The organism is Micromonospora sp. DT201, assembly GCF_049841575.1.
GTDB lineage: Bacteria > Actinomycetota > Actinomycetes > Mycobacteriales > Micromonosporaceae > Micromonospora.
In genome coordinates, this window is the sequence record NZ_JBNCKP010000009.1 from 207,178 (window position 1) to 225,933 (window position 18,756).

Annotated in this window: 19 protein-coding genes; 10 read left to right on the plus strand and 9 right to left on the minus strand. The window is 69.7% G+C overall.

The genetic code is table 11. The features are described from left to right. Positions 1–124 precede the first annotated feature (124 nt). On the minus strand, positions 125–487 hold the full coding sequence (locus ACLQ28_RS17675) for an antibiotic biosynthesis monooxygenase (RefSeq protein WP_425687363.1): 363 nt from the start codon (positions 485–487) through the stop codon (positions 125–127). Positions 488–961: 474 nt separating this feature from the next. Here ACLQ28_RS17675 and ACLQ28_RS17680 point away from each other — a divergent pair, with 474 nt between their 5' ends. After that, on the plus strand, positions 962–1,324 hold the full coding sequence (locus ACLQ28_RS17680) for a hypothetical protein (RefSeq protein ID WP_425687364.1): 363 nt from the start codon (positions 962–964) through the stop codon (positions 1,322–1,324). An 84-nt stretch (positions 1,325–1,408) separates the two neighbouring features. Here the strand turns inward: ACLQ28_RS17680 and ACLQ28_RS17685 are convergent, their stop codons facing one another. Next, complete coding sequence (locus tag ACLQ28_RS17685) at positions 1,409–2,266, minus strand: SDR family oxidoreductase (protein WP_425687365.1); 858 nt, start codon at positions 2,264–2,266, stop codon at positions 1,409–1,411. A 98-nt stretch (positions 2,267–2,364) separates the two neighbouring features. Here ACLQ28_RS17685 and ACLQ28_RS17690 point away from each other — a divergent pair, with 98 nt between their 5' ends. Further along, entirely contained in the window at positions 2,365–2,757 is a 393-nt protein-coding gene (locus ACLQ28_RS17690; protein ID WP_425687411.1) for a winged helix-turn-helix transcriptional regulator, read from the plus strand. Between the two features lie 57 nt (positions 2,758–2,814). On the opposite strand, the gene ACLQ28_RS17695 is transcribed toward ACLQ28_RS17690, so the two are convergent. Together ACLQ28_RS17695 and ACLQ28_RS17700 are read right to left on the minus strand one after the other, a co-directional pair. Continuing rightward, positions 2,815–3,729 (minus strand): phosphotransferase, encoded by a 915-nt coding sequence (locus ACLQ28_RS17695; protein ID WP_425687366.1) that lies wholly within the window; start codon positions 3,727–3,729, stop codon positions 2,815–2,817. 225 nt (positions 3,730–3,954) lie between these two features. After that, entirely contained in the window at positions 3,955–4,917 is a 963-nt protein-coding gene (locus ACLQ28_RS17700) for a helix-turn-helix transcriptional regulator (RefSeq protein WP_425687367.1), read from the minus strand. Positions 4,918–5,385: 468 nt separating this feature from the next. Here ACLQ28_RS17700 and ACLQ28_RS17705 point away from each other — a divergent pair, with 468 nt between their 5' ends. From ACLQ28_RS17705 to ACLQ28_RS17715, 3 genes are all read left to right on the plus strand, one after another. Next, positions 5,386–6,009 carry a hypothetical protein gene (locus ACLQ28_RS17705; RefSeq protein WP_425687368.1) on the plus strand — a complete coding sequence of 208 codons (624 nt, stop codon included), beginning with the start codon at positions 5,386–5,388 and terminating at the stop codon, positions 6,007–6,009. 118 nt (positions 6,010–6,127) lie between these two features. Beyond that, the gene (locus tag ACLQ28_RS17710) at positions 6,128–8,125 is read left to right on the plus strand and encodes a Xaa-Pro dipeptidyl-peptidase (RefSeq protein ID WP_425687369.1); all 1,998 of its coding nucleotides are present in this window, start codon (positions 6,128–6,130) and stop codon (positions 8,123–8,125) included. 206 nt (positions 8,126–8,331) lie between these two features. Continuing rightward, the gene (locus ACLQ28_RS17715) at positions 8,332–9,831 is read left to right on the plus strand and encodes a phosphoesterase (RefSeq protein ID WP_425687370.1); all 1,500 of its coding nucleotides are present in this window, start codon (positions 8,332–8,334) and stop codon (positions 9,829–9,831) included. A gap of 113 nt (positions 9,832–9,944) precedes the next feature. On the opposite strand, the gene ACLQ28_RS17720 is transcribed toward ACLQ28_RS17715, so the two are convergent. After that, positions 9,945–10,553: a MarR family winged helix-turn-helix transcriptional regulator gene (locus ACLQ28_RS17720; protein WP_425687371.1), complete on the minus strand. Its 609-nt coding sequence runs from the start codon at positions 10,551–10,553 to the stop codon at positions 9,945–9,947. Positions 10,554–10,667: 114 nt separating this feature from the next. Here ACLQ28_RS17720 and ACLQ28_RS17725 point away from each other — a divergent pair, with 114 nt between their 5' ends. The 3 genes from ACLQ28_RS17725 to ACLQ28_RS17735 all read left to right on the plus strand — a co-directional run bounded on the left by ACLQ28_RS17725 (position 10,668) and on the right by ACLQ28_RS17735 (position 14,177). Beyond that, positions 10,668–12,263 (plus strand): LLM class flavin-dependent oxidoreductase, encoded by a 1,596-nt coding sequence (locus ACLQ28_RS17725; protein WP_425687372.1) that lies wholly within the window; start codon positions 10,668–10,670, stop codon positions 12,261–12,263. A 64-nt stretch (positions 12,264–12,327) separates the two neighbouring features. Continuing rightward, entirely contained in the window at positions 12,328–12,924 is a 597-nt protein-coding gene (locus tag ACLQ28_RS17730; protein WP_425687373.1) for an ArsR/SmtB family transcription factor, read from the plus strand. Further along, positions 12,921–14,177 (plus strand): MFS transporter, encoded by a 1,257-nt coding sequence (locus ACLQ28_RS17735; RefSeq protein ID WP_425687374.1) that lies wholly within the window; start codon positions 12,921–12,923, stop codon positions 14,175–14,177. Before ACLQ28_RS17730 ends, ACLQ28_RS17735 begins: the two co-directional genes overlap by 4 nt. A 46-nt stretch (positions 14,178–14,223) precedes the next feature. Here ACLQ28_RS17735 and ACLQ28_RS17740 read toward each other — a convergent pair whose 3' ends face one another. Next, entirely contained in the window at positions 14,224–14,916 is a 693-nt protein-coding gene (locus tag ACLQ28_RS17740) for an alpha/beta fold hydrolase (RefSeq protein ID WP_425687375.1), read from the minus strand. A gap of 229 nt (positions 14,917–15,145) precedes the next feature. On the opposite strand from ACLQ28_RS17740, the gene ACLQ28_RS17745 reads away from it, so the two are divergent. Beyond that, positions 15,146–15,373 carry a hypothetical protein gene (locus ACLQ28_RS17745; RefSeq protein ID WP_425687376.1) on the plus strand — a complete coding sequence of 76 codons (228 nt, stop codon included), beginning with the start codon at positions 15,146–15,148 and terminating at the stop codon, positions 15,371–15,373. A gap of 28 nt (positions 15,374–15,401) precedes the next feature. Here the strand turns inward: ACLQ28_RS17745 and ACLQ28_RS17750 are convergent, their stop codons facing one another. Together ACLQ28_RS17750 and ACLQ28_RS17755 are read right to left on the minus strand one after the other, a co-directional pair. After that, positions 15,402–15,824 carry an MmcQ/YjbR family DNA-binding protein gene (locus ACLQ28_RS17750; protein WP_425687377.1) on the minus strand — a complete coding sequence of 141 codons (423 nt, stop codon included), beginning with the start codon at positions 15,822–15,824 and terminating at the stop codon, positions 15,402–15,404. A 97-nt stretch (positions 15,825–15,921) separates the two neighbouring features. Then, a complete protein-coding gene (locus tag ACLQ28_RS17755) occupies positions 15,922–16,521 on the minus strand; it encodes a DUF4291 domain-containing protein (protein WP_425687378.1) in 600 nt (199 codons plus the stop codon). 199 nt (positions 16,522–16,720) lie between these two features. On the opposite strand from ACLQ28_RS17755, the gene ACLQ28_RS17760 reads away from it, so the two are divergent. Next, positions 16,721–18,523 carry an acyl-CoA dehydrogenase gene (locus tag ACLQ28_RS17760; RefSeq protein ID WP_425687379.1) on the plus strand — a complete coding sequence of 601 codons (1,803 nt, stop codon included), beginning with the start codon at positions 16,721–16,723 and terminating at the stop codon, positions 18,521–18,523. A gap of 12 nt (positions 18,524–18,535) precedes the next feature. On the opposite strand, the gene ACLQ28_RS17765 is transcribed toward ACLQ28_RS17760, so the two are convergent. Then, complete coding sequence (locus ACLQ28_RS17765; protein ID WP_425687380.1) at positions 18,536–18,712, minus strand: hypothetical protein; 177 nt, start codon at positions 18,710–18,712, stop codon at positions 18,536–18,538. Positions 18,713–18,756 lie beyond the last annotated feature (44 nt).

Sequence of the window (18,756 nt, forward strand, 5' to 3'; positions counted from 1 at the left end):
TATCCGAGCTGGTGCCCGGTCGCCCCACTCTCATGAACATCCTTCGGCGAGGTGGCTCTCGGCCACCGGTGTCCGCCTCGACTGGTCTTCTCCCATCGAGCGTCCGCCGGTGTGGGCCGGTCGGTCAGGCGTCGACACGCTGTGGTCCGGGACCGATCTCGCGCACGACGGTGTAGGTCGGAACGCCGCTCATGCGCGCTTCGGCCTTGCCGGACAGGCCTTCCAGAGCCTTGCGGATGGCGGTCATCCGGCCCTCGCTGTCCGAGGTATCCACGAAGTTGCGGTAGTCCGCCTCGCTAGCCCAACGCACGATGTTGTACACCCGGGTGCCGTCCGTGCTCACGTGGAAGCGGGCGGACTGGTAGCCAGGATAGAAGCGCACCCAGCGCTCCTGGATCTCCGAAAAGACTGCTACCAGCTCCTGTTGAGTACCGGGGCCGTCGACCGTGTAGTCGATTATCGAGTAGAAGGCGGAATCCCTGTCCACGTACACACTCCTCAAGATGCGGCAGGCCTGGTGCCATCCTGCAACCTCAACCAGGATTGAGATCAAGACGTTGCTGCGGCATCGCTGTAGTGGCGCGTGGACAGAGCGCAGCCACGGAACTCCATCGATCACCGACCGTAGGCAACTCCGATGATCAATGGACCCCGTGCCTATCGGCTGCCCAGGGGGCGCTACCACCCGGATCTTGGACCTATTGCCGGTCGCAACTTACTGACTAGCAGCCGGTAACACCCGCGCCCGCGCCCCGAACGGACTTCTTCGAGCGGGCCCTGAGCGGTCTGCTGCTCGCCGAGTCGTCCGAGGCGGACTGACGGGACCGGTGCCCAGGTGGTGTCGGCCGTACCGTCCTCCGGCGTGGCCCCGGCTGGTCTACCTTTCGATGGTGGGCGGGACCGGCCGGTGAGCGTCGACGGGCGACGAGAAGGTCGCGTGTGAACTGGTGAGAGGTGCGCGATGGCAGATTCTGATCTTGCCGGCCTGCGGGAACGGGCCGCGAACGGTGACCGGGACGCGGTCGACCAGCTCGTCGAGCTTGCCGGCGAACGGGGTGACCTGGCCGAGTTGCGCCAGCTCGCGGAGGATGGCAACGCCGACGCGGCGGCTCAACTGGTCGAGCTCGCCACCGAGCTTGGCGATATGAAAGAGCTGCGGCGTCTCGCCGACCGGGGCGACCGGGACGCGGCCGATCAGCTCGTCGAGTTGGCGGCGGAGCGGGCGGACGTGGGCGAGCTTCGACGGCTCGCCGACGGGGGCAACCGCGACGCGGCCGACGTGTTGGCCGAGCTCACCGAAGAGGAGGAGGAGGAGGGAGAGTAGTCGGCGCGTTACGGCCGACTGCCGGGCGGGCGACGGGACGTGGAACCTGCGGCCCACCCGGTGTCAGCGTGGTCGAAGGCCGGGTCAGGCCTGCGCGGCCCGGATGGCATCGCGCAGCGGGGTGCTCGGCCGGCCGAGCAGCCGGCTGAGGTCGTCGCTGTCGGTCACCAGCTCACCGATCGCGATCGAATGGTCGAGCGCGGCGACGAACCCGGCGGTGCCCGTGTCGAGCCCGACGCCCTCCAGGGCCGAGGCCAGCTCGGCGGCCGACAGGTCCTGGTGGACGACAGTGGTGCCGGTGACCTCCGTGACCGCATCGGCCAGCTCGTCGAAGGTGAATGCGGTGCCGCCCAGTTCGTAGACGGCGTTGCCGTCCTCCTCGCTGGTGAGCGCCACCGCGGCGGCCTGCGCGTAGTCGGCCCGGGTCGCGGCGGAGACCTTGCTGCCACCGGTGGCACCGAGGATGGTGCCGGACGTCAGGTACTGCGGAAGCTGGTCGGTGTAGTTCTCGGTGTACCAGCTGTTGCGCAGCACGGTGTAGGCCAACCCCGACGCGGCGAGGACCTCCTCGGTGGCCTTGTGCTCCGGGGCGAGCGGGTTCGTGGTGGTGTCGGCGTTCAGGATGCTCGTGTAGATCAGGCGCTCGACCCCGGCGAGCTTGGCCGCGTCGATGACCGCGGTGTGCTGCGCGACGCGCTGGCCGGGAGTGTCACCGGAGATGAGCAACAGGCGGCGTACGCCGGCCACGGCGCCGGGCAGCGTCGACGGGTCGTCGTAGGTGGCCTTGCGGATCTCGATCCCGCGCGCGGCCAGGTCGGCGGCCTTCTCCGGACTGCGGACGATGGCGGCGATCTCGGCGGCGGGTACGCCGGTGTCGAGCAGATGGTCGATCACCAGGCGGCCGAGCCGCCCGGTGGCGCCGGTGACGGCATAGGTGGGCATGGGAACCTCCGATAGCGCAGTGGCGAATCTGCAAGCACTTACTAATCTACAGCACAAGCAGTTAGGTAAGCGTGGGGTAGGCTGGTGAGGTGAGCGACATGCCGTCCCAGCACCCGGCGGGGCCTACCCAGGAACTCGTCAGCGATGTCTTCGCGCGGGGCTGCACCTCCCGCGCCGCCTTCGAGGACGTCACCTCGAAGTGGGCCTCGCTCGCCCTGCTGGCGCTCGGTGAGGGTCGCTACCGGTTCAACGCGCTGCGTCGCCGCATCGACGGGGTCAGCGAGCGAATGCTCTCCCAGACCCTGCAGACCCTCGAACGCGACGGAATGCTCACCCGCGAGGTGCTCACCGCGATCCCGCCGCGCGTCGAATACTCGCTGACCCCTCTCGGCACCCGGGTCGCCGAGCAGTTGCGCGGCCTCGCTGACCTGCTGGAAGCCTCAGTGCCCGAGTTGCAGACCGCCCGCGACACCCACGAGCGCGACCGCTAGTACCGCATCGAGCACCTCGTCGACCCACTCGACGCGCATGGCGGTCTGGTGATGGGGTCAGCGGGTCTTCTGGAACCAGGCGGCGACCAACTCCAGCGGGCGGCGGCGACCGGTGAACATGGTGACCGTGTTACGGAGGTCGTAGGTCTGGCGGGTATCCGTGGGCGTGGTGATGAGGCGGTTGAGCATCAGGGGGGCCAACCAGAAATACTTCGCGGCGCCGGTGAGTTGGATGGCGCGGCGGACGGTGGCGGCGTCCACCGCGCCAGCGAGGCCGCGAAGGTAGCCGGTGGTGACCAGTTCGACGACCTCGTCGATCAGGGCCAGGTCGACCAGGCCGTCGAAGAACGTGTCGAGGATGAGGTTGGCGGCGTCCTCGCCGAGTGGACCTGGGCCGACGAAGCTCCAGTCCAGCAGCACCGGCCCCGAGTCGTCGACGATCAGGTTCGTCGGCCAGACGTCGTGGTGGCAGAAGGTGCGGGGCAGCTCATCCGTGGCACGCAGCACGTCGTGCCGGCGTAGCCAAAGCTCTCGTAGGCTGGTCCGGAGGTCGTGCGGCCAGGCGGAGGCCGCGGTGGGATGGTCCCAGGGAATCGGTTCGGTGACAGGGCGGGTCGTGGTGTAGTCGCGCAGCCAGTCGCGGGACAACCATGGCTCGGTGGGGCGTCGGCCTAGCCAGAACGCGTGCCCAGCGCCGAGCCGCTCGGCGAAGTCGCCCAGCGTCGCGGGCGTTGCCGCGGTGCCGGGCACGCCGTCGACGTACTCCAGCCACAGCGCGACCGACCCGTCGGGCCGGTCCGTCCACTCCAGCAGGGCCGGAGCGCGGATGCCCGCCGCCGAATAGGCAGTCTTCGCCAACCCATCGCGGTAGGCCAGGGCTTCTCGCTGCCAGTAGTTCCAGTGGCCCTGGTCGCTGCTCGCCGCCCAGTGCGCGGGCACCCCGTTCCGGCCAGGCGGGGCCGCGATCTTCAAGATCGTATTCCGGCCCTCGTGGTTCACCCGCCAGATACCACCGGTCGCTCCGTTGAGTGAGTTATGAGTCAGCAGCTCGGCCTCCGACTGCCGCCCTATGAGATCACCAGGCGGGTTCATCGGCTCATCCTATGTACCGCAGTGGACCCTCGATCAGGGACAACACCTGCGCGTACCGGTAGAACTCGAGGCGGTGAAGGTCGAGGTCGACGGGGCGCACACGCCTCAGGCATTGAGTGTTTCGCGCGGCGGCACCCCGTAGCTGGCGTGGTAGCGGGCGGTGAACCTGCTGTGGCTGGCGAACCCCCATCGACTGGCGATCGCCGAGACAGTTTCCTGGCGAGGATCGGCCAGCACCAGGTCGTGGTGTGCCCGAGCGAGCCGGATCCGACGGAGGTACGCCATTGGGGTGGTGCCGCGATGACGGCGGAAGGCGAGTTGCACCGCCCGCAGGGAGACGCCGGCGGCACCGGCGATGTCGGAGGCGCTGATGTCGCGGTCGGCGTGCTCCTCCATGAAATTGATCGCTCGTCGCAACGTGGCGGTGCTGGCGTCGTTTCGATCCGCGGCGGTCGGCTCGGTGAACGCGGTGTTGGGGAAGGCCACGAGCGCCGCTGCGGCGAGCATCCGCGCGGCGTTGCCGATCACCAGCGGTTGCGCGCTGGCGGTCGGGTTGTTCAGCACGACACCGTTGACGTAGCTGGTGGTGTTGCGCCACTGCCGGGCGAGGGCCGCATCGACGGCACCCAGGTCGGTGAATCGGATCGGACCGGGCCGCCGGGTCGGCGCGGTGGTGGCCACCTGCTCCAGCACCGACAGGTCCAGCACGCAGATCTCCACCTCACCGGGTTGCCAGCGGGCGCTGCACGGCTCACCGGGCTTGGTGACGAGGTAGACATCGCCGGGGCCGAACCGGTTGGTCGATCCGCCGCAGGCGCGGTCGATTCGGGCGGTGCGGGTGTGGGTGATGACCAGCCCTTCGAGGTTGTTCGCTCCCATGTCGAGTTGCCCCGTGTGGTGGACGGTCGCCATGGTGAAGGGCCCGGTGTCCACGCTGTGATGGGTGAACCGGTATCTGGCCTTGCTGCGGATGCGCAGTTTCGGGTCGTACGCCGTGGACAGGAAGCCGTGGATCGCCGCCGGGTCCCAGCTGTCGAAGTGTCTGGTCTGCACTGTTGATGACGTCATCCGCTGTCTCCGTCCGGTGAAGGTGCCGCCGGGTGGTGGACCGGGCCCGTTGGCGAGATCGGGGCGTGCCGGGGTGTTCGGCGGTGACCCGGCATGTTGCTGGCCGGCAGTGCGGTGAGTGAAACGTCGCGAGCGGGACGGCAGCGACCGGTCGAGGTGGCGTCGTATCTGGCCTGATCGTCGACGGGAACAGGTACGCAATATCTGTCGATGGGATTGTCACAATACGACAACCATCGTCGGTCGTCCTACGAATCGCCGTGGTGTGTCGGCAGGTCGACTTCGCTTTCGGGCTAGCGCGTCGGCTGGTTCTGCGCCTGTGGTCCTAGCCACCTCCGTGGCCGACAGCGAAATCTTGTTCACGATTCCCCGGCGTCCTGGGGGCGACCCGGGCCGCCGTCGGGTGACTGGCCTACGGAGGGGTGAACCTTGGACAATAGTGATCCTGACCGCACCGTTCGACTGGCCGTGGCAGAGGCATTGGCCCGGGTCGCGGACGAGGACAGCTTGGGGCTGGGCGAGGGCGACGCATTGGAGCGGCTCGGTGCCGATTTGCGGGAGGTGCTGCGGCGCGCGCTCGACGACCAGGTTCCGCTGACCACACCGGACTTCGTCGACCTCTGTCGTGACCTTGGTCTGAACTGCGAGGCGTTCGACCTGCTGGGGCACTACCTGATGACCGCGCTGCTGGCCCACCACGTCGGGCCGGACGCTCTGATCCGCGTGGGAGTGCTGCTCGGCACCGTCGGGCGTTACCTGCCCGGTGCCCACCCGGTCCCGCATCGCGACGGTCGCCCCGTGTCGCGGCGACGCGACGTGCGCTCGGACAACAGCGTCGTCGGCCGGTACCGCCGCGTGAAGCTGCCCGAGCACCTTCCCAACGCACCAAGCTGGACCTGCACCGGATGTGGGGGCGAGTGGCCCTGCGCCACCAAGCAGAGTCAACTGCTCGCCGAATTCGGCGGAGCGCGCGCTGCTCTCGCGGTCTATCTGGGCTCCTGCCTTGTCGCCGCCGCTCAGGATCTGCCCACGCTGCCGCTGACCCGGGTCCGGCAACGATTCCTGGGTTGGCTGCCCCGGGCCCGGATCTGACCAGGCCGCCGTGCACCCCAGCCGGAGGCCCGTCAGTCGGCGCTGGGATCGGCACTAGGCAAGAAGGTCATCGATGCGATGGAATGGGATCCACGCGTCGCGCCCTGGGAGGACAACGATGACCTCTGCTCCGTCGTCCGCCGACACCCGCGCACAGGTCGCCAGCCTCCTGGTCGGCCTGCTGCTGGCGGCACTACCCGCAACCCCGGTGGCCGCGTCTCCCGCGACAGGGTCTCCGCCTCAGGCCGAGTCGGCAGAACGACATCGCCCGGTTCCGCCGCACGTCGTGGGCGACCACACGGTCCCTGCCTACTCCTACGCCAACGCGATCCGGGAGAGCGTCTGGGTCCAGACCCGCGCCGACAGCGATGGCGACGGCGTACGAGACCGGGTGGCCGTAGACATCGTCCGGCCACGGGAGGTCGCCGCCACCGGGGTCCGTGTGCCGGTCATCATGGACGCCTCGCCCTACTACCTCTGCTGCGGTCGGGGCAACGAGAGCGAGCTCAAGACGTACGACGCGACCGGCGTCATCGCCAAGGCGCCGCTCTTCTACGACAACTACTTCGTCCCGCGCGGGTACGCCTTCGCCGCCGTGGACCTCGCCGGCACCGCCCGCTCGACCGGATGCGAGGACGTCGGCGGCCCGGCCGAGGTGGGCAGCGCCAAAGCGGTGATCGACTGGCTCAACGGGCGGGCTCCTGCGTTCACCGCTGACGGCCGGCCGGTGAGCGCAGCCTGGAGCACCGGACAGGTCGGCATGATCGGCAAGTCGTGGGATGGCTCGGTCGCCAACGGGGTCGCCGCCACCGGGGTGCCGGGGTTGGCCACGATCGTGCCGATCTCAGCGATCTCCAGCTGGTACGACTACATGCGTTACCAGGGTGTCCTTCGCTCCGCCGACTACCCCGGTTATCTGCACTCGTACGTCAATGGCCGCACTGACGAGGCCTGCGCCGACGTGCTGGCCCGGCTGCGCGCGGACAGCGCCGAGGAGACCGGCGACTACAACAGGTTCTGGGCGTCTCGCGACTACCGGCCCTCGGCCGACCGGGTCCGGGCCAGCGTGTTCGTGGCGCACGGCGTCAACGACCTGAACGTCACGACCAACCAGTTCGCCCGCTGGTGGCAGGAGTTGGCCGACCAGGGCGTGCCCCGCAAGCTCTGGCTCTACCAGGCCGGCCACGAGGACCCGTTCGACGTTCGGCGCGCCGAGTGGGTAGCCGCCCTGCACCGCTGGTTCGACTACTGGTTGCAAGGTCTGCGCAACGGGGTGATGGACGAGCCGCGGGTCGACCTGGAGACCGATCCGGGCAGGTGGACGACACAGCGGGACTGGCCCGCCGCCGGCACCCGGGACGTCCGGATCGCCCTCGGCGTCGGCGACGGCGTGACCGGCACCCTCGGTGGTCGCGGCGCGCGGCCGGGCCAGGAGCGGGCGTACGTCGACGAGTCACTGACCGAGGCCGAGTTGGTTGCCGAGCCGAGCACAGCGACGTCCGGCCGCCTGGTCTTCCTCTCCGGTGCGCTGAGCACTGCACTGCGGATATCCGGCAGCCCTTCGGTGCGGCTGCGGGTCCGGGTGGATCGGCCCACCACCGAGCTCACCGCCCGGCTTGTCGACTACGGCGTCGCGGAGCGAATCCGGTACGGCAGCTCGGAAGGGGTGCGGACGTTGGACACCGAGTCCTGCTGGGGAGCGTCCACGGACGTCGACGACGCCTGCTACCGGGACACCGAGGAGATCACCGAGGTTTCCGACCACGCGGTGCTGACCCGGGGCTGGCTCGACGCCGCACACCACCGGTCGCTGCGCTTCAGCGCCCCGCTGCTGGCCGATCGCTGGTACACGGTGACCGTGCCGCTGAACGCGTACGACGCGGTGCTGCCCGCCGGGCACGTGCTCGGCCTGGTGCTCGGCCAGAGCGACCCGGAGTTCACCGAGACCGACGACCGGGACGCCACAGTTCAGGTCGACGTGGGCCGCAGCGAGCTGGTCCTCCCGGTCGCCGGCCGCGCTGGGCTGCCCGCGATCGATGTCGCACCGCCGGTGGTCACCGCACCGGCCGACCCGTCGGCCGCCCGGACGGCCCGCGACACCCGGCCGGTGCCCTGACCCGGGCCGGCCGGGTCAGGTCCGATCGGGCACTGCACGGGGTCGATGCGTGACCCGCTGCTGAACCGCACAGGTCCTTTGGCCGGACGGGGCGGGTTGTTCATCGTGGGCACGCGCCTCGTACCACGCGTGTTCACCACCTTCTTCAAGGCTCCTTGATCGAAAGAGCATTCGCTTGATCGAGGAGAGGCTCTCACGTGAGAGACATGCAACCCGAAGAGACCGAGCGCGCGCAGCTGTCGCGGCGCAAGCTGGTCAAGTACGCGGGCGTCGGCGCGACGCTGGCCGCAGCCAGCCCGCTGGTCGGCGCCAGCGCGGCGTGGGCCGATGAGGACCGTCGGCCGGGTGACGACAAGAGCGACCGGGGCAACTCCAAGAACCGCGTGTGGCGCGCTGGTGACCACCACGTCCACTCCGAGTACAGTGGCGAGTTCGACACCACGAAGTCGCCGATCGTCTTCCACAAGGGTGCGGACGCGGTCTACCCGATCGTCACCAACGCCATCATGGCGAAGAACTTCGGTCTGACCTGGGCGATGTGCACCGACCATGGTGGACCCACCCACTCCAAGGTGAACATCGAGCAGGCGTACCCCGACCTGCTGCGTTCGCGCAAGCTGGTCCCCGAGGTGCTGCAGTTCTGGGGCATGGAGTTCGACGCGCCGTCGCTGGACCACCACACGTTGATGATCCCGCGTCACGACGACGAGGCGAAGCAGCTCTTCGAGCTGGAGAGCCGGTTCGCCAAGTACGACGCATTCCCCACCGACCCGGCTCGGGACACCGAGGCCAAGATGGTGGAGTTCCTCAAGGTCGCCCGGGGCATGCCGCACAAGCCGCTGGTGATCGCCCACCACGCGTCGCGCTCGGCGCCCGGCCTCGGTGTCTACGGCCAGGACACTCCGCGCGAGTTCCGCAACGGCAACAACGCGGCGCCGGACGTCTACATCGGCTTCGAGGGTGCCCCCGGCCACCAGGCCGGCCCGCTCAACGGTGGCGCGCGGGGTGGGTACGGCAACCACCCCACCTACGGCGGCTTCGACCAGATGACCGCTCGGGTCGGCGGGCTGTGGGATTCGCTGCTCGGCGAGGGCCGGCGTTGGTGGATCACCGCGACCTCGGACTCGCACGTGCACTGGACCCGTGGCGGCTCCGACTTCTGGCCGGGCGAGTACAGCAAGACGTACGTGCACGCGCGCCAGGACTACGGCGACATCATGGACGGCCTGCGCAACGGTCGGATCTTCGTCACCACCGGTGACCTGATCCGCAACCTCGACGTCACCGCCAAGTCCCAGGGCAAGACCGCCGCGGTGGGCGAAACTGTCACGGTCAGCCGTCGCAGCCGTACCGATGTCGAGATCGAGATCAAGTTCCGTCCGTTGGGCGGTGTGAACGGCAACGGTGACCGTCCCGAGGTCCGCCGGGTCGACCTCATCGTCGGCCAGATCACCGGCCCGAGCGCCAATCTGGACGCCGACACCAACCCCACCACCAAGGTGGTGGCCCGGTTCGGCCCGCGTGACTGGCGTCGGCAGGGCGAGGACTACGTCATTCGGCACACCCTGCGCAATGTCGAGGCCGACACCTACGCGCGGGTGCGGGGCACCAGCACCGACGAGGCCGAGCCGCTCGCCGACGGGCTGGAGAGCCCGTGGGACGACCTGTGGTTCTACTCGAACCCCGTCTTCGTGCACGTGCGCTGATTTGGCGCGGTAGCGGCACAGCGGGTCCGTCCAGCTCCACTCGACGTACGGCGTCGGGCGGAGCGGGGCGGGCCCGCGTCGCGTTGCACACGTGTTGTGGCCGTCACCGGGGGTCAGTCGGTGCTGCTGCGGCGGCGGGCTCGGGGCGTGGCGGTGGACCCGCCACGGACGGCTGCGGCGCCGGTCCGGCTCGGGGCGGGCGCCGTCGGTGCCCGCCCCGAGGGTTGCACCTGCGCCACCACCTCGCAGAGGTCACGCAGCGGGTCCGCCGCCTGGGCCGAGCAGGCGACCCGCTGGAGCAGCGCCCGCAGCGTCGCGGACTCCGGCGGCGCGAGCGTCCCCAACAGGTGTGACTCGACGTGCCGCAGCGCCAGGCGCCGTTGCTCCCAGGCGGCGCGGCCGACGTCGGTGACGTCGACCAACCGGTTGCGCCGGTCGGCCGGGTCCGCCCGGCGGGCGACGAACCCGGGCCGTTCCAGGTCGTCGATCAGGTACGTGAGGACGGTGCGGTCGATGCCAAGCTCCTCGGCGATCGCACCCTGGTTTCGGGCCGGCCGGTTGACCGCTGCGGTGAGCACCTGGTAGCCGCGCGGACCGCCGGGGAAGTCGGCGAGCGCGTGCTCTGCCGCCCGGACGTAGCCACGAAAGACGATCCCGAGCATCCAGCCCAGGTCGTCGTCGAGCGGATCGGGCCGGTCCGGCCGGTGAGTGGCACCCGTCATTCCTCGACAATAGCGCAGCGACTCAGACCTTGTTGGCAGAAGATGTTCTGTATGACATAAGGTTTAGGCCATGACGCATCGTCCGAGGCGTCGCGTGAAGCGGGAGGCTCGCAGGTGAGTGACTACGGCCATGACCTGGTCTTCGGATCGTTCGTCACCCCCAGCGGTGGCAATCCCGACCGCACGGTCGGCGTCGCCGTCCTCGCCGAGCAGGTCGGGCTGGACCTGGTCACCTTCCAGGACCACCCGTACCAGCCGGCATTCCTCGACACCTGGACGTTGCTGAGCTTCGTCGCGGCCCGGACGAGCCACGTGCACGTGGCGGCGAACGTGACGAACCTGCCCCTGCGCCCACCGGCGGTGCTCGCCCGCAGCGTGGCCAGCCTGGACCTGCTCAGTGGTGGCCGGGTCAGCCTCGGCCTCGGTGCGGGAGCGTTCTGGGAGGCCATCGAGGCGATGGGTGGCCGGCGGTTGACCCCCGGGCAGGGCGTACGAGCGCTGGAGGAGGCCATCGAGGTCATCCGTCAGCTCTGGGACGCCGAGGCGCGCGGCGGGGTGCGGGTCGACGGCGAGTTCTACCGGGTGTGGGGCGCCAAGCGCGGGCCGGCTCCGGCACACGCGGTGCCGATCTGGTTGGGCGCGTACAAGCCTCGAATGCTCCAGCTGACCGGTCGCCGGGCCGATGGCTGGCTGCCCTCGCTGGGCTATCTCCAGCCGGGTGACCTGGCCAAGGGCAACGCGATCATCGACGACGCGGCGCAGCAGGCCGGCCGAGCCCCACAGGACGTGCGCCGGCTGCTCAACGTCGCCGGCACGTTCTCGGCTGCTGGGCGTGGCGCTCTCAACGGGCCGGCCGAGCAGTGGGTGCAGGAGCTGGCTGAGCTGGCGCTGGGCGAGGGCATCAGCGCCTTCATCCTGGCCAGCGACGACCCCGACGACCTGCGCCGGTTCGCCGGGGAGGTGGCCCCCGCAGTGCGGGAGCTGGTCGCGGCCGAGCGCGCCCGCGGCGCGGAGCCGGAGCGTGCGCCGGAGCCGGAGCGTGAGCCGGCGGCGGAGCCGGAGCCGGCGGCTACGCCGCTGGTACGGCCGAGCCGCGCGACCGTGACTGGCGGTGCCTTCGCCGTGGTGCCGACCCCCGACGATGGCGTGCGGCGCAGCGACCAGCAGGTCTGGGACGAGTCGACCCGGCCCACCGGGCCGGTGCCCGATCCGAACCGCATCTACACCCCGCACGAGCAGGCCACCGGTGCGCACCTGGTGCAGATTCACGACGGCCTGCGCGCCGAGCTGGCCCAGATTCACGATCTGATCGAGCAGGTCGCGGCGGGCGAGATCGACGCGGGGGCGGCTCGGTCCCACATCAACACGATGACCATGCGGCAGAACCGGTGGACGCTGGGCGTCTACTGCGAGTCGTACTGTCGCATCGTCACCACCCACCACACGATCGAGGACCAGTCGTTCTTCCCCCGGCTGCGGGCGCGTGACCCTCGACTTGGTCCGGTCGTCGACCGGCTGGAGCAGGAACACCACGTCATCCATGACGTGCTGGAAGGCGTCGATCGGGCCCTGGTCGCGTACGTCGGTTCTCCGGGCGGCCTCGCCGAGTTGCGGGCAGCGGTGGACCTGTTGACCGACGCCCTGCTGTCGCACCTCAGCTATGAGGAGCGTGAGCTGGTCGAGCCGTTGGCTCGGTTGGGTATCGCCTGATCAGCGCAGCGCCTCAGCGCGGTCCAGGGTTGCCTGACGCGATCTGAGAGACTACTTTCGAAACATGTCTCTCAAGAATCCGTACGGGGATTTCGAGATCACCGAGCCGCAGGCGCTGCGGGCGTTGGCCCACCCGGTCCGGCTGGCCATCCTCGACCGCCTTCAGCGGCACGGCCCGGCTACCGCCACTGGTCTCTCGCCGCACGTGGGCGCCACACCGTCGGTCGTCAGCTGGCACCTGCGGCACCTCGCCACGTTCGGCCTGGTCACCGACGCCGAGGGCACTGCCAGCAAGCGCGAGCGCTGGTGGCAGGCGGCCGCCCGGGGCTTCCGCTTCGAGTTGCCCGACGATGCCGAGGGGCAGGCCGCGGGCCGTCAGCTGCGTGGCGAGATGTTCGCCCGAGTCGCCGAGGCGCCGCAACAGTGGCTGCTGCACGACGAGCCTCGGCTCGACGCGCAGTGGCGCGGGCTGGCCGGGGTGGCCGACACCCAGTTCCTGGCCACTCCCGAGGAGCTGCGGCAGTTGGAGGTCGCGATCGAGGAGTTGCTCGCCCCGTACGTGCGGCGCAAGGAGGACGACGCCCCACCGTCCGGAGCGCAGGCCGTCCGAATGCTGCGCTACCTCCTGCCCGAACCCGGCGACGACCCGGCCGAGTCGTGACCGCCACCGACACCGTGCCCCCGCCGGCCCTGCATCGCGACCGGCGGTTCCGCACCTTCTGGATCGGCGAGACGATCTCCCAGTTCGGTGATCGGATCAGTGAGCTGGCCCTGCCGTTGATCGCCGTCACCCTGCTCGCCGCGACACCCGTGCAGGTCAGCGTCCTCACCGCGTTGATCTGGCTGCCCAACCTGCTGGGCCTCTTTCTGGGTGCCTGGGTGGACCAGCGCACCCACAAGCGGCGGCTCCTGATCATCGCGGACCTGATCCGCGCCGCGGTGCTGCTCAGCCTGCCGGTGGCCTACCTGTTCGACGCGATCACCCTCACCCAGCTCTACCTGGTGGCACTGCTCACCGGCGCCGGGGCGGTGCTGTTCGCCCTGGGGCATCAGGCGTTCTTCGTGGCCCTGGTGCCACGATCGGCGTACGTGGACGCGAACAGCAAACTGAGCCTGAGTCGCTCCCTCTCGTTTCTCGCCGGCCCCGCCGTCGGCGGCGGACTCGTCCAAGCGCTCAGCGCACCTGTCGCGATCGTCGTCGACGCGGTGTCCTTCCTCGGCTCCGCGCTGCTGCTCGGTCGCATTCCGGTGACCGAGTTACCTCCACCGCCGCGCCGGACGTCCACCCTCGGCCTGGTCCGCGAGGGGCTCGTGCTGGTGCTGCGGCACCCGGTGCTGCGTGCCGCGCTCGGCTGCACCAGCACGGTCAACTTCTTCACCTTCATCTCGACTGCCCTGCTGGTGCTCTACGCCAGCCGCAAACTCGAGCTGTCGGCCGGCGCGATCGGCGTCGCCTTCGGATTCGGAGCACTCGGCGGGCTCGCCGGCGCGGCACTCGCTCCACGGATCTCGCGCGCCATCGGGCTGGGCCGTACCGCCATGATCGGCGTGGTGCTCTTTCCCGCGCCGCTGGCGCTGACCGCGCTGGTGTCCGGATCCACCTGGACGAAGGTGGCCATGCTGGCGGCCATCGAGCTGGTCTCCAGCCTCGGGGTGATGCTGATGGACATCAACCTGAACGCCCTCATCACCGCCGTGACACCCGACGACGCGCGAGGACGGCGGGCTGGCGCCTACAGCGCCGTCAACTACGGGATCCGACCGCTCGGCGCGCTGGTCGGTGGTGCGTTGGGCACCACCCTCGGGCTGCGGCCGACCCTGGTCATCGCCGGCCTGGGTGGCGTGCTCGCCGTGCTCTGGTTGCTCGCGTCGCCAGTGCGCCACATCAGGACCCTCGACGAACCGGTCTCCTGACCAGTCCGCGACAAGCACCGCCGCGCCGACGCCTACCCGCCGAAGGTCAGGCGGCTTCCGACAACAGCAGCCGGGCCAGCTCGGTGGGCTGCGAGAACATCGGCCAGTGGCCGGTGTCCATCGTGATCAGTCGCCAGTGCTCGCTGGCCAGCAGCTTGGCCACCGTGTTGTTGGGCTCAGGCCCATCGAGCAGGCATTTGATGTACGTCGCTGGAAGCTCACCCAGTGGGCGGGTCGACACGGCAGGCTCGGTCAGCGTGGCACCCGGGTGCGGGGTCGAGCCGTCGATCAGGCGGGCGACCTGCTCGTCTGTGAGACCCTGACCGTCGAGGTCGGCCGCACCGAGCGGCGGCCAGGAACCGTCGTCGGCAATCATCGCCGCGAACGCCGCCTGGCCCTGCCACCACCCGGACGCGAACGACTCGCCGTCGACCGGCACCTCCGAGTCGACGAAGACCACCCTGGTCAACCGGTCGCCGATCCGCTCGGCGGCCTGACCCACCGGGATGCCCGCGTAGCTGTGCCCGACCAGCACCACGTCGCGCAGGTCGCGGCATTCGATCTCGCCGACAATGTCCTGCACGTGGGTCTGCTGCCCAGCGGGAACGCCCCGCTTGTCGGCGAGGCCGGAGAGGGTCAGCGGGTGGGTGCCGTGGCCGGCCGACCGCAGTGGCGGCACCACCTCGTCCCATGCCCACGACCCCAGCCACGCACCCGCCACCAGCACGAAATTTGCCATGGCAGGGACGCTAACGCCGACCTACGACAGCCCGACGGCGGTGCAGAAGCCAGGGCCCGTCACCTAGAGGAGTAAGTCCTCACTCAAGACGGGGCTGCGAGCGCAGCGAAGGACGCTCGCCATCCGTATTGGCTGCCTGCCCTGTCGATGTGCTGGTGAGCGATATACCTCAGAGGTATGAATATGACTCTGAGGTATATCGCTCACTACCGCATCCGCCCTGACGGAGGTGACCGACGGTCACCGCCGGCTGCCGGCTGCGCTCACAGCCCGGGCCAGGGATGTGATTCGGGTGCGCTATCTGCTGCCGGACAGGGCCGACTTCGAGCCCTGCTGGCCGGCCCTGCGTCGCGCCTTCGGCGAGATCCGGCCAGCCGCCACGATGCTCGTGCGCGGCCTCGCCGACCCTCGCATGAAGATCGAGATCGAGGTGTACGCACGGCGAGCCACCGGGTGAACCGACGTTCGCCGGGCGCCGCCAGCGCTCAGCCGATCGGTGGTGCCGGAGGGCCGAGCAGGGCGGCGAGCCGCTTCGGGGCCATGACGCAGTAGCTCTCGGTGAGCAACTCACCCACCTCCTCCCAGTCGGTGTCCTCGTCCAGGACCAGGCCCATCACGTTCGGACTCCAGTCCGGTTTGTAGAAGGGGCGCCCCGTGGCGAGGAGGCCGGCGATCTCGTCGAGTGGCGACCGGAAGGTCAGCAGGCAGGCGGGCTGGTCGAGTGCGGCGGCCCGTGCGTGCACCGGCTGGCGATCGGGGTCGACGGTGAGCACGTGCGCGATGGTCCGCTTGCGGATCCGCCAGCGGGTGCCCACCCAGGCGGGCTCCTCGTAGGTCTCCGGCAGCCCGAGACAGATCGGCCGCAGCCGGTCGAGGATCTCGGGTGCAACGTCTCCGGGTGCGCTCACGGGCAACGACGCTAGCCGGCCGGTGTGACAAGTTCCGCAACCCGGCCCGTCAGAGACCAGGGTCGCGCCCCTCGGCGCCCGCGGTCGGATCGTTGGTTCAGGGGCTGGCGTCGAGGCGGGCCGCGATCTGAGCCGGCAGTGGGTAGGTCCGTTCGACAGGTAGGAGGTCTGTCGCCGCTCGCACGTCGTTGGCCCGCAAGAGTTCCCGCATGCGGTGGACGGTGGGGGTGATGTCCGTGACGGCGACCAACCAGTCGTCGACGTACCGGGCGACAGCTTCGCCGGACAATCCGACCTGCAACGACCGGTACGGCAGCGCGTTCAGTTGCAGTGTCCGTTCTGGATCCCACTGCACCCGTACCGGGCTGGCCCTCAGCTGCCGCGACCACGTCGCCCTGTCGCCGTGCACGTCTTGGTCGTAGTGACTCAGGCAGGCTCGCTCCAGCGCCCACTCGAAGCCCTCCCGCGATATGTCGATGGACAGCACGCGCTCCTGCCCGGGCTTGGTGGCCCAGCCGCAGCGATACATCATCCAGAGGAAGGACGGCTTGATCCAGGTCATCCGGTCGCGTTTGAAGGGAGCCACGAAGCGACCGGCGGCCACCGCCGGCAGCGCGACCTCCGGTGGGTACGCCTGGTAAACGGTGATCGTGTCGGTCGAGTGGCGGGCACGGATCTGACGAGCGGGAACGGACACACCCTGATCTTCCCCAACCGGGCCTCGGCTTCTCCACCGGGTTTTCGCACCCAATCCGGTGCAAAGCCGGTGCGAACCGGCGACAAGTCTCCTCCCTCGTTCAGGTTGCCCTCCGGTTCCAGCGACTGCTGGAATGGGCCGTGGCGACCCCGGGCCGTCGTCCTGGCCCGACCCACCCCCGTGCCCGCTGAGGAGTGCCGTGCCGTCCACCCTGCTCTCCCGCCGCGACCTCGACTTCCTGCTGCACGACTGGCTTCGGGTGAGCCAACTCGTCGAGCGTCCCCGCTACGCCGAGCACTCCCGGGAGACCTTCGAGGACGCCCTGGACCTCGCCGAACGGGTGGCCACCGAGCAGTTCGCCCCGCACAATCGTGCCGCCGACCTCGCCGAACCCACCTTCGACGGGCAGCGGGTGCGACTGATCCCGCAGGTCCGTGCGGCGCTGGACAGCTTCGCCGAGACGGGCCTGCTCACCGCCGGGCTGGACGCCACAGTCGGTGGCCTGCAACTGCCGCACGCGGTCGCGGCGGCGTGCTTCACCTGGTTCCAGGCAGCCAACGTGGCCACCTCGGCGTACCCGTTCCTCACCCTGGGCAACGCCAACCTGCTGCTGGCGCACGGCAGCGCCGAACAGGTGGACACGTACGTCCGGCCCATGCTGGACGGCCGGTTCTTCGGCACGATGTGCCTGTCCGAGCCCCACGCCGGCAGTTCACTGGCCGACATCACCACCCGCGCCGAGCCCCAGGCGGACGGCACGTACCGGCTCTTCGGCACCAAGATGTGGATCTCCGGTGGCGATCACGAGTTGGCCGAGAACATCGTCCACCTCGTGCTGGCGCGGATCCCCGGCGGGCCGCCCGGGGTGAAGGGGATCTCGCTGTTCATCGTGCCCAAGGTGCTGGTCGGCACGGACGGGTCGCTCGGCGACCGCAACGACGTGGTCTTGGCCGGGCTCAACCACAAGATGGGCTTCCGGGGCACCACCAACACCCTGCTCAGCTTCGGCGACGGCGGGCACACCCCGGGCGGCCGCGCCGGTGCGGTCGGCCACCTGGTCGGCGCACCGCACCAGGGTCTGGCACAGATGTTCCACATGATGAACGAAGCCCGGATCGGGGTCGGGGCCGGCGCCACCGCGCTGGGCTACACCGGCTATCTCAAGAGCCTGGCCTACGCAAGGGAGAGGCCGCAGGGCCGGCCGGTCGGTGCGAAGGACCCGGCGGCGGCACAGGTGCCGATCATCGACCACCCCGACGTACGACGGATGCTGCTGGCACAGAAGAGCTACGTGGAGGGGGCGTTGGCGCTGGTGCTCTACTGCGCGCGACTGCTCGACGAGCAGAAGACCGCCCCCGCCGACGCGGACCGTGAGCGGGCGCATCTGCTGCTGGACGTGCTCACCCCGATCACGAAGAGCTGGCCGTCGCAGTGGTGCCTCGCCGCCAACGACCTGGCGATCCAGGTGCTCGGGGGTGCCGGCTACACCCGCGATCACGACGTGGAGCAGCACTACCGAGACAACCGGCTCAACCCGATCCACGAGGGCACCCACGGCATCCAGGCGCTGGATCTGCTGGGGCGCAAGATGACCATGCAGGGCGGCGCTGGTCTTGCCCTCCTCACTCAAACGATCGAGGGCACGATCGAGCGGGCCCGGCAGGCCGGGGGCGAGGAGGCTGATCTGGCGGACCGGCTGGCCGCTGCGGTGGACCGCGTAACCGCCGTCACCGGTCGACTCTGGGCCGACGGTGACCCGGTGCTCGCGTTGGCCAACGCCAGTGCCTACCTGGAGGCGGTCGGGCACGTGGTGATCGCGTGGATGTGGCTGGAGCAGGTGCTGGCGCTGCCGCCAGCGGGTGCCGGCGACGCGTTCCACGCCGGCAAGCGGCAGGCCGCACGCTACTTCTTCACTGTCGAGTTGCCCCGTACCGGGCCGCAGTTCGACCTGTTGGACCGCCGGGACCGGACCACCCTCGACATGCGGGCGGACTGGTTCTGAGCGGGCCCGACGTCACCGTCGGCGGGTCTGGTGGTGCATGGCCTGCCGTCCCTTGACCACGCCCAAGATGATCACGATGATCAGCGCGATCAAACCGATGATGATCAGCCAGCGGACCGCCTCGAGGATCAGCCCGAGCAGAATCAGCACGCCAGCGACCACGCCGACGACCCAGAGCAGTGCACGCATGTCCACCTCCGGTAACCGGCCGCGCCTGGTGCGGCGGGCACGGG